Raw genomic sequence first — 9,151 nt, 5'->3', positions numbered from 1 at the left:
GTCGGGGGCCGTGGTGTAGACGTAGCGGCCCGGGTTGAGTTCGGGCCGCATGCCGCTGAGAAGTTTCCGCAGGTCGCTCTCGCCGTTCATGGGATCAGGCTATGCGGGCTCGGTACGGTGGCGCTCGTGGTGGCGGGCGACCCTGGCCCGATTGCCGCAGGAGGGTTTGCACCACTCCTGGCGCGGGTGGTCCTTGAGGAAGTAGCGCACACAGCGGGGGGCGTGACAGGCGCGGAGTCGCGTCCGGTCGGGACCGGCGAGAAAGGCAACGGCGGCGCGGGCGAGCGCCGCGGTGAGGGCCTGCTGTTCCCCGGCCGGGTGGGAGGCGAGCGTGTACGACGTGGGTCCCTCGTCCTGCGGCCAGTCGAGCCGCTGAACCGTGGGGACTGCTGCCGCGGCGGCGTTCAGCCGGGCCAGGGCCTCGTCGACGGGCAGCAGGCGCCGGGCATCGGCGGGGCTGGGCTCGCCGGGGCACACGGCGCGGGCGAAGAGTGCGCGGACGGCGGCGCGCAGCTCACGTACGGCGTCGAGTGCTTCCGTATCCGCCGTGAAGTCGGCGATACCGAGTCCGGCCGCGTGGTCATGCACCCAGCGGGTCAGGCCCTCCGGGGTGTCGAGGTCGTCGGCGACCCCGCCCTGGCCGTCGTGGCGGATGGTGAGGGCGAGATCGAGAGCCAGATCATGAGCAGCCATGAGCTAATGGTATCTGCCCAATGAAGCATTAGTGCACAGCGGTCTGCCGCCGGCGACCTGCTCCTGCGCCCATCCCCGCGCCCGCTCCGGCTGCCGCGATGCCGGGGCGGGTCGGCTGCCGTACGTCAGGTGAGGTCGAACTCGCCGTCGCGTGCGCCGAGGACGAAGGCACGCCACTCCCCCGGGTTGAAGATCAGCGACGGGCTTCCCGGCCTGCTGCCGTTGCGCATCGCGATGAATCCTTCTACGAAGGCGATCTGGACGTCGCCCCTCCCTTGACTGCCCGACTGCCAGTCCGCGTTGCTGAGATCGAGCTCCGGCTTGCCCCAGCCCGCAAGGGTTCGCTGACTTGTGGTGCGTTCGGCCACGTCCGTGCTCCTCCCGGTTCGTCGTCCGTGGCCAGACTAGCGATCGGCGCCTGTCACGGACAGAGGCCGACAGACGTCGGCCATACACCGCCGCACCGGCAACTCACCGCCACCGCTAATTAGTTGACATCCCCTCGGCGGCAAGGATTTGATCAATGCACCCATTCGACCGTCAGTTCGGAAAGGGAACAATTCATGACGCGCAGCAAGGCGGTATCGGCCGGTCTGGCCCTCGTCGCGAGCAGCATCCTGGTCCTCGGCATGGGGGGTTCCGCCTCCGCGAGCGGACTGAACGTGAGCGTCAACCAGTCCTGGGGCGTAGCGACGTTCTACCCCGACGGCGACTGGCTCTATGTGACCGACAAGTCTGCGGACGGCTATTCGGTGCAGGCCAAGATCGAGCGCTGGCAGAAGATCGCCTCGGACACATGGGACTGGAGGGACCACCGGACCGGCTGCTATGACACGACCAGCATCGGCCAGCCCGGCACCGGCATCTCGACGTGCAACTACGACCTGACCGAGAACGACACCGTGCGGGTCTGCATCGTCCGCAGCAAGGCCGGTACCCACAACGGTAACTGGGTCTGCAGCAGTTCGACCAAGGCCTGATCCTCGGCACACCTCACGGAGGGGCCGGCCCGCGTGCAACGCGAGTCGGCCCTCCGCAGCGGTCAGTTGGCGGGCTCGTCGGCACCCACGAGCCACATCGAGAAAACCTGGCCGCAGAGGTTGTTCCACCACTAGGTTCACTGCCCCTCCCCCGCCCTACCAGGTACTCACCTGTTCCTGTCTGTTCCTATGCCGGGTCGCTATCGGGCCGGCACCCTTCGGCGCGCCTGGCTCCGATATGAGCGGACCTGCTCTTCAGCATCTGGGAACGCTCCTGTTGACGCACCAGGAGTTCCTGGCAAAAACCATCCGTACCCTCGGCGGAACCCGGGACACGCGCCGTGCCGTTACGGCATTGCAGGACGCTGGGCGCGGAGGAGGGGACAGATGGCAGCAGGAAAAGCGGGCCCGGCAAGCACTGCGTGACGTTGCCGCCACCGGGCTCATCGTAAAGACCGAACCGAGCAGCGCCACGTACCGCCTCATGAAGCAGTAGTACCGCGCACAGAGGGGCAGGACTGGCCGCCCCGGAGTGCGACGAAGTCGCCCCCCACCCCCGCCGTTGAGGCGGAAGGAGCGGGAGGGACAACGCCCGTAGCTGACACTCAGGCGACCTTTGACTCGCCTTGGGCACCTACGGGGCGGCCAGGGCCTCATCGTGATGACGGATGCACGCCTGCTCTTCTTCAAGCATGGCGTCATGTCACAGACCCTCTCCGACTTCCCGTACGACATTGGTCAGCTCCGTCGAGTGGCATGGTCGGATGATGATGGGCACCATCGCGACCTACTCGTTCGGGGTTCGCACGAACATCACCAACGTGCCGAAGGTCGACGGTAAAGCACTGGCCGATGCTCTGAGGGCGCGGCTCATGGCGCGCCAGGCCAAGCCTGGCGAATCCGCCGCTGCGGCCCCGCCGGATCTCGTCGAACGGCTGGGGACACTGGACCAACTCCGGGCAGCGGGCGCCCTCTCCGACACCGAGTACGACGAACGCCGCACGCAGATCCTCGACAGCCTGTAGCAAGGCCCCTGCCCATGTATATGAACTGGCCCGCCTCGACGGGGGACGCGAGGCGGGCTATTCCGGCCAGTGCGGCATGAGAGGTTCAGTCGTTGAGTTCAGTCGCGCGGGCGCATCCGCGGCATACGCTGACAGATCCGTCCGAGTATCCGCGGGCGGGGCATTCGGATTTCCCGCAGGCCGCCGAGGAGGAGACCGCATGAGCGCAAGCCCTGACCCCTACGAGCGTCGGGCACAGCAGCTACGCACCCTTGCCGCACTGCACCGCAAGCGGGCGGCCGAACTCGACAGGACAGCTGCAGCGACAATGGCATCCCGCTCGATGCGCCGCCTCGCCGAGTTGCTGACAGAGGCCGAGATGAAGGACCTCGCCGCACACCCGGACCTGGCGGAACTCAACGCGCAGCTCGAAGGGTTCTACGGCGACGAACCGGAGAACCCTGCCGGCGAGCGGGGCTGAGTCTTCCCCGATTCCTCCCCCGCCCCGGGCACACTCATCGCCCGCGCCGTAGCCGCACCCGCAACCCCAGCCGCTCCGGTCGCTGACAGGCCCGCCAAAGACTGATGGGCTCTCACATCACATGCTGTGAGAGCCCATCGAACATCAGGCGAACATCTCAGCGCCCGACGACCTCCACACCGCCGGCCATCCGGGTGCAGACACCCCCGCTGCCGACGCCCTCACGAACCCAGATCGTCCTCACGTTCGAGGCGTAGCTGTATAGCTGGAACGTCAAGTTCCCCTTGCCGCCGATGTAGAGCCAGTTGTCCCGTGTTCCGCCGTCCGAGTAGTCGGCGTGGATCTGCAGGCACGCGGACAGGCCGTCTGAGGCACTGTCCTCCAGGTGTGCTTTGGCGTAGATCCGATGGCCGTTGGTGCCGTCCCAGCACTCTGCTCCGTATGCGTAGGCCCCCGAGATGTCAGCCGGAGTATGGGTGGCGTCCCAGCCCATCCAGCTATCCGAAGGGTCTTGGTCGCTGCCAGGACAGTTGAGTGTGGCCGCTGCCGGCGTCGCGCCGATGAAGGTAGTGCCGGCAACAAGTGCTCCCAGTACCGCCATCGAAGCAAAAACACCACGGATTCTCATAACTTCCCCGAGTTGATGTTGGGTGCGCGGCCAAAGCCCGGATGCCACAACCGCGCTACCTACTGTCTGGTCCCATACGATCTGCCGGGGCGCATTCTGGCAGGCCGCATCGCGCTCCGTATAGAAGAAAAGCGAGAACCCGACAACCCAAAGTCATCTCTCCTGGTGCCTTGTTGACCCACGGCGCAGCCGCAGATCCATGCGATGACGGTGGGGTTGGCCTGGCTGGAGGCCCAGAGGGCGCCGGTCACCGCGAGGCCGCCCATGCCGATGGCGACACTGCTGGACAGGATGGTCGTGTTGAGGTCGACGGCGCGCTGGCTCATCGGCGGGCGCCCCCTCAGCGGAGGTTCAACCTCCTGGTCAGACCCCTGCATCTCGTGAAAGATCTCAGGCAACGAAAGAGCCGGGCGCTACGAACGCCCGGCCCAGTTCGACCAGCGGCTTCCGGCCCGCTGATCAGTAAGTCCGTCCCGTCAAGAATGGACTTCGTCGTGGAGCCTAGGACTAGAACTGCCTGAGCGCCCACCCCGATCGCCTCCCCGGTGGTCCACCACCCGTCTCCGTGCCCGTTGTGGTGCAAGGATCGCGTGCCCGCGATCGCGCATCATTTCGGTCCGTCGTCGACGGCGCATTTTTCGCCGTTGCTTTTGCTCTCCAACCCGGCCGCCCTGCCCGGCACTTCGGACGTCCTGCTGCATGCGGAGTTGTGCCGGATTGATGAGGGTGACCGGCTGGCGGAGCAGGTGCTTTACGTCGGGGGCGAGTCCGATGTGGAGCTGACCGGCGAGGATGCGGACGTGCTCATCGCCCGGTTGCAGGGGTTCGTTGACGGGTTGCGGGTGCTGCGCGGGCAGATGCGCTGAGGCCCGCCCAAGTTGTCCCCGGTCTTGTGGCTGGGGGTGTGCGCGCACGACGGCGCGACTATCAGGACGTGCCGACCTTCTGTGAATGAGGTGGACATGCCCAGAAACTGTGATCTCGAGGGGACGGAGTGGAGTGGTAAGCAGCGGTGCCGGAAGTGCGGTGCCACGCAGGGCTGATCCACTGTGGTGACGATGGCGGGCTGCTTGTGCGGTCCGCCATTGCTGTTGGAGGGTGGGGTTGTGCCTCGTACTGAGTGGGAAGATCTGCCCGAAGCCGTCCGTGATGCTGTGCTGGCGAGGTCGGGCCCGGTGTCGGATGTGGTGCCGGTGTATGGCGGGTTGACGTGCCCAGTGACGGTGGGCCTGGTCACGGAGTCGGGGCGCTGGTTCGTGAAGGGCGCCCCGGAGGCCGACTACGCGGCCTATGGGTCCCTGTACCGGGAGCGGCTCGTCTATCCGCTGCTGGAGGGGGTCAGTCCCGGCTTCGGGTGGAAGGTCGAGGCGGACGGCTGGGAGCTGATGGCCTACGAGTGGGCGGACGGCCGCCATGCCGAACTCGGTTCTGCCTCGCCTGATTTGCCGCTGGTCGCCGGGGTGATGCTCGCAGCACAGGAGATCACGGTGCCGCACTATGTGCCGGTACCGACCATGGCCCAACTGCTACGCCCCCATCTGGAGACGGCGGAGGCCGGCCTGTTGGGGGGCAGCACGCTCGTACACCGGGATACGAACCCGTTCAATCTGCTGGTCGGTGTGGATCAGGCGTGGATGGTGGACTGGGCGATGGCTGCCCAAGGCCCGGCGTGGGTGGATGTCGCGTACACGGCGGTGCGGTTGATGGAGGCGGACACCCCGGTCGAGGGAGCGTTGGAGTGGGCGGCCGGGTTCCCGTCTTGGCGTGATGCTGTCCCGGAGGCGGTGGCGGCGTTCGTGAGGGCGACGTGCCGCCAGTGGGAGACGCGAGCCGGGGCGGTGGACTGCATGCCGAGCAACCGCCGGTTCGAGGCCCTGCTGGCCGGGGTTCACGCGTAGGTCGCGGTGGCTACATACGCGACTTCGGGGTTCTGGCACAGATCTTGGGGAATCGTCGCGGAGAGTAATCGCGCTGTTCGAGGACGGGGGTGTCCTATCTCGTCCAGTCGAGGCGTCTGCTCAGCGAATCCAGTTGCTTGGCTGGCACGGCCCGTCGTTCAGCCGTCCGAATGTTCGCGGCGCAGGAGCTCAGAGCGGGACTGGAGGATGTCCAGGGCCTCGTGGATCGAGCAGCCGAGGTGGTCTCGGAACAGCTGGATGCCCTGGATGTTCCTGCCACTGAGGATCTCTTTGTCTGCGAAGGAGAGCGGGCCGGCCGTCCAGGGGGCGGACGCGCGGTCTCCGCCTGGCCAGTCGACGTCGGTCAGGGTGGCGAGCAGGCGGCCGTCCGCGAGTGCCACCGCCACGTCCATGCCGCGGGCCGCCTTCTCCGTGAAGGCAACGGGTGCAGTGTGCTCCAAGAGGAAGACGAAGTGCTGGGCTATTCGTGGCCGCCACCCATCGAACTCGCCGTCGCCGTCCAGGCGCAGGGTGGAGTTCCAGGCTGCCTGGGCGAGGACCGATACGAACAGCCCGAGGAAGTCCGACTTCAGCAGGTCGTCCGCGTGCTCGATCAGAATCGCGAGGTCCTGGTTCCCGTGGCCGGGACCGTGCCAGTCGTGGAGGCAGTCCACGAGCGCGTCCCAGTTGTGGCCGAAGTAGCCGAGGAACGACAGCTCCCGGGCGAAGGTGCGGAAGACGGACGCCGGATCCCGCATTTCCCGGCCGTCCAGCCGCAGGACCAGACCGTTTCGCTGCACGAGCGCGGCCGTTTCCGACGCCAGCCATGGGTCGGCCGGGGAGGTGAACACGACCCATGGGGAGCGGTGTTCCGTCAGAGTGGGCTTGGTCATCGTGGATGAGATCCTTGCACGGCATTTGCTCGGAGCCCGAGCGTGTCCAGTTCGGGGCAGCGTGCCAGGACATCCTTCAGACCGGCGCGGTCGTCCTCGCTCAGCGTGGTGGGGTGTCGGGTGAGCCACCGGTCACCTGCCGCACCGTCGGCGGCCGGAGCGGCGCGCTGGCCGGGGCCCCGCGGAGGGTGGCGATGTGGCTGCGGACCATCTGGTAGGTGACGGGCGCGTTGTGGGCGACGAGTTCGCTGTGGAGGCGGGTGACGCTCGTACATCCCTCGGCGAGTCGTCGCTCCAGGTAGGGCTTGTAGGGGTCCAGCCTGCTGGGTCGGGACCGGTTCTCGCGGATGGTGTCCTGCCAGCGTGCGGCGTTCGCGTATCGGAGCACGGTGTTGAGGCCCCAACCCAGGTGCCGGGCAATCGCTCGGCGCGAGTGACCTTGGGCAAGGAGCTCGTGGACCAGGGCGTGCGCGGCCTTCTTACGCTCAGCTCGCCGGCCGATGGGCGCCGGGTCGTCCTGCGGTCGGCCGGAAGTCAGCCGGGTGGCCTCCGGCAACATGCTGCTGGGAGACGGGTCGCGCAGGCAGTCGCGGTGGGCGGCAACGCAGGTTTCAACGGCTCGGCCGAGGCCCTGCCGGAGGTGGAACCGGTCGGCGACCTGCAGAGCGTCCGGGGCACCGCGTCGTGCTCCCTCGGCGTAAGCGCCGGCCCGGTCCCGGCAGATGATCTCCACGCCGGGGTGGCGAATCAGCCAGGCGGCCAGCGGCCCGGCCTCGCGTGTCGGGAGCACGTCGACCACGCGATGGTCTTCGACGCTGGTCAAGACGGTGGAGTAGGTCTGGCCCCGGCGGATCGCGAAGTCGTCCACGCCCAGCACGCGCGGAGTACCAAACTGCGGATCGGGCAATGCCATGACCCTCCGTAACAAGGTCATGCGCCCGGCCCCGAAGCCCAGCTGGGCCACCAGCCGGGCGCCGGCCCGCCCCGCCAGCGCGAGCCCCACTCTCTCCAGGGCGTGGTTGAGCCGCGTGGTGAACCGTGCGTGCGGGGCAGCCAGCTGCGAGAACGGCTCGGCGAACGTCCGGCGCGGGCAGTCCGCCGACCGGCAGGTAAAGCGCCGGACCGTCAGCAGGATCACAAAGCCCTGCTCAGCGAGCGGAAGGTCCTTCAGCCTGCGCTGGTAGCGGTCGTGTACTCGGTCCGAGAAACGGCCGCAGTCCGGACATGCAGATCCGGCCGTGCGGCCTCTCGCCGCCACCTCGACCGTGCCGAACGCGGCTGTGACCGCCTCGACATCCACATCGTCGATTCCGTCGAACACCAGCGAATCCCAGAACGGCGCATCGGTCTGCATGACCATCACCGGCCACAACCGGCTGCAGCAGCGGGCGGCAGGGACCTGATGGAACGTCAATTCTGATCGCTGGATGACAGGGCGTACGCGGTCTCACCGAACCCGTCTCCTCGCAATCGAACAGCGGGGTAACGCTCCGCGACCACTCCCCAAGATCTGTGCCAGAACCGAGTTTTGAAGTCGCTCAGGCGTGCAGGGCGGCTTGTGCTCTGCCAGCTAGTCCCAGTCAGCCGCGGGCTGTTCGACGCGGCCGCCTTGGTGCGGTGTAGGAATGTGGTCTTCGGCGCCGTAGGGAAAGGCCGTCAGGCAGGTTGCTGAGCAGGCGTTGACCAGCAGGGGCAGGACGTCTGTCGCCACCCGCGAGGAGATCCAGGCTTGGTGGAGCTCGCGGTCTATCGGCTGGTTGCAGACGCTGCACGTGCGTATGGCTGTTACTCCCCAGCGGCGGGGGGCCAGATCGGTCAGGTTGAGGTCTGCGACCGATTGTTGAGGCGGCTGGAGGCGTGGGAAGGGCGCACGGAGCTTGTAGTTGCCGAATAGAGAACGGGTGCTGACGGTGCTCCGGACGAGCCGTGTGCAGCGGGTGATCTCGTAGGGGAACCAGTGCAGTCGGTGCGAGGTGTAGGGGCTGAACTCCTCCAGGCTGGCCATGGCGCCGATCTCGGGCAGTATGGGGACCAGGTTGCTGCCGTAGAGCACGAAGTGCCTGACCGCCGGCAGCCGGGCGATGGACGGTGGCAGCGTGATGATCTGCCTCCGTTCCTGTGGGCTGAGTTCAAGCAGAGGACGGAATTCTTCCCGGCCGTCAGCGGCCGCCTCGTCGATCAGTGCGAGCAGATGCTGCCAGCCTTCAGCGGTGGTGTCCTGAAGTTCGGTGTGGAATCCCACCCGGGCACGAGGATGCACGCGGTATTGGTCGAAGCACGAGCAGGCGTCCCGGGAGGACAGCGGGCTTTGCGGGCCTGGATTCGCTGTGTCGCCCCACCGGTTCACGAAGAGCTTTGGTTCTTCCCCATCCAGCATGGATCAAAGATAGGGACCCCGGAGCCGCTGCCACCAGGGGATATGGGCAGGGACACAGGTCAGCGGGCATCTGCTCGTACAACTCGACCTTGCTAGCCGATATGCGCATTCAGCCCCCAACGGGAGAAGCACGCCGATCGTCCCACCGCAAGGTCCCAAGTGACTTCAAAACCAGAGAACTGAGCTTGTTCCGCTTT

The 9,151-nt window shown here is 67.0% G+C and carries 12 protein-coding genes; 5 read left to right on the top strand and 7 right to left on the bottom strand.

From position 1 onward, the window contains the following. The 3 genes from J0695_RS30925 to J0695_RS30915 form a co-directional block, all read right to left on the bottom strand. Positions 1–90, bottom strand: a 90-nt coding sequence (locus J0695_RS30925; protein WP_307798821.1) for an ACT domain-containing protein, incomplete at its 3' end; no start/stop codon positions are given. Between the two features lie 9 nt (positions 91–99). Further along, positions 100–693, bottom strand: a complete 594-nt coding sequence (locus J0695_RS30920; RefSeq protein WP_206967634.1) for a CGNR zinc finger domain-containing protein — start codon at positions 691–693, stop codon at positions 100–102. Between the two features lie 125 nt (positions 694–818). Then, positions 819–1,061, bottom strand: a complete 243-nt coding sequence (locus J0695_RS30915; RefSeq protein ID WP_206967632.1) for a DUF397 domain-containing protein — start codon at positions 1,059–1,061, stop codon at positions 819–821. Positions 1,062–1,256: 195 nt separating this feature from the next. On the opposite strand from J0695_RS30915, the gene J0695_RS30910 reads away from it, so the two are divergent. The 3 genes from J0695_RS30910 (at position 1,257) to J0695_RS30900 (ending at position 3,158) form a co-directional block, all read left to right on the top strand. After that, positions 1,257–1,673 carry a hypothetical protein gene (locus tag J0695_RS30910; RefSeq protein ID WP_206967630.1) on the top strand — a complete coding sequence of 139 codons (417 nt, stop codon included), beginning with the start codon at positions 1,257–1,259 and terminating at the stop codon, positions 1,671–1,673. Positions 1,674–2,437: 764 nt separating this feature from the next. Next, positions 2,438–2,698: an SHOCT domain-containing protein gene (locus J0695_RS30905; RefSeq protein WP_206967628.1), complete on the top strand. Its 261-nt coding sequence runs from the start codon at positions 2,438–2,440 to the stop codon at positions 2,696–2,698. A gap of 199 nt (positions 2,699–2,897) precedes the next feature. Beyond that, positions 2,898–3,158: a hypothetical protein gene (locus J0695_RS30900; protein ID WP_206967626.1), complete on the top strand. Its 261-nt coding sequence runs from the start codon at positions 2,898–2,900 to the stop codon at positions 3,156–3,158. Between the two features lie 157 nt (positions 3,159–3,315). On the opposite strand, the gene J0695_RS30895 is transcribed toward J0695_RS30900, so the two are convergent. Then, the gene (locus J0695_RS30895; protein WP_206967624.1) at positions 3,316–3,759 is read right to left on the bottom strand and encodes a hypothetical protein; all 444 of its coding nucleotides are present in this window, start codon (positions 3,757–3,759) and stop codon (positions 3,316–3,318) included. Positions 3,760–4,331: 572 nt separating this feature from the next. Here J0695_RS30895 and J0695_RS30890 point away from each other — a divergent pair. Further along, positions 4,332–4,652 (top strand): DUF6907 domain-containing protein, encoded by a 321-nt coding sequence (locus tag J0695_RS30890; RefSeq protein ID WP_372445847.1) that lies wholly within the window; start codon positions 4,332–4,334, stop codon positions 4,650–4,652. A gap of 351 nt (positions 4,653–5,003) precedes the next feature. After that, positions 5,004–5,684, top strand: coding sequence for a phosphotransferase (locus J0695_RS45500; RefSeq protein ID WP_206967620.1), 681 nt, complete (start codon positions 5,004–5,006; stop codon positions 5,682–5,684). A 158-nt stretch (positions 5,685–5,842) separates the two neighbouring features. Here J0695_RS45500 and J0695_RS30880 read toward each other — a convergent pair whose 3' ends face one another. From J0695_RS30880 to J0695_RS30870, 3 genes are all read right to left on the bottom strand, one after another. Then, a complete protein-coding gene (locus J0695_RS30880) occupies positions 5,843–6,577 on the bottom strand; it encodes a barstar family protein (RefSeq protein ID WP_206967618.1) in 735 nt (244 codons plus the stop codon). Positions 6,578–6,677: 100 nt separating this feature from the next. Continuing rightward, positions 6,678–7,931, bottom strand: coding sequence for an ISL3 family transposase (locus J0695_RS30875; RefSeq protein ID WP_242553411.1), 1,254 nt, complete (start codon positions 7,929–7,931; stop codon positions 6,678–6,680). A 216-nt stretch (positions 7,932–8,147) separates the two neighbouring features. Next, positions 8,148–8,954 carry a leucine-rich repeat domain-containing protein gene (locus J0695_RS30870; protein ID WP_242553410.1) on the bottom strand — a complete coding sequence of 269 codons (807 nt, stop codon included), beginning with the start codon at positions 8,952–8,954 and terminating at the stop codon, positions 8,148–8,150. Between the last annotated feature and the right edge of the window lie 197 nt (positions 8,955–9,151).

This window comes from Streptomyces beijiangensis (genome assembly GCF_017315755.1).
Lineage (GTDB): Bacteria > Actinomycetota > Actinomycetes > Streptomycetales > Streptomycetaceae > Streptomyces > Streptomyces beijiangensis.
The sequence above is the reverse complement of the archived record's forward strand: the minus strand, read 5'-3'. Positions and strand labels throughout refer to the sequence as shown.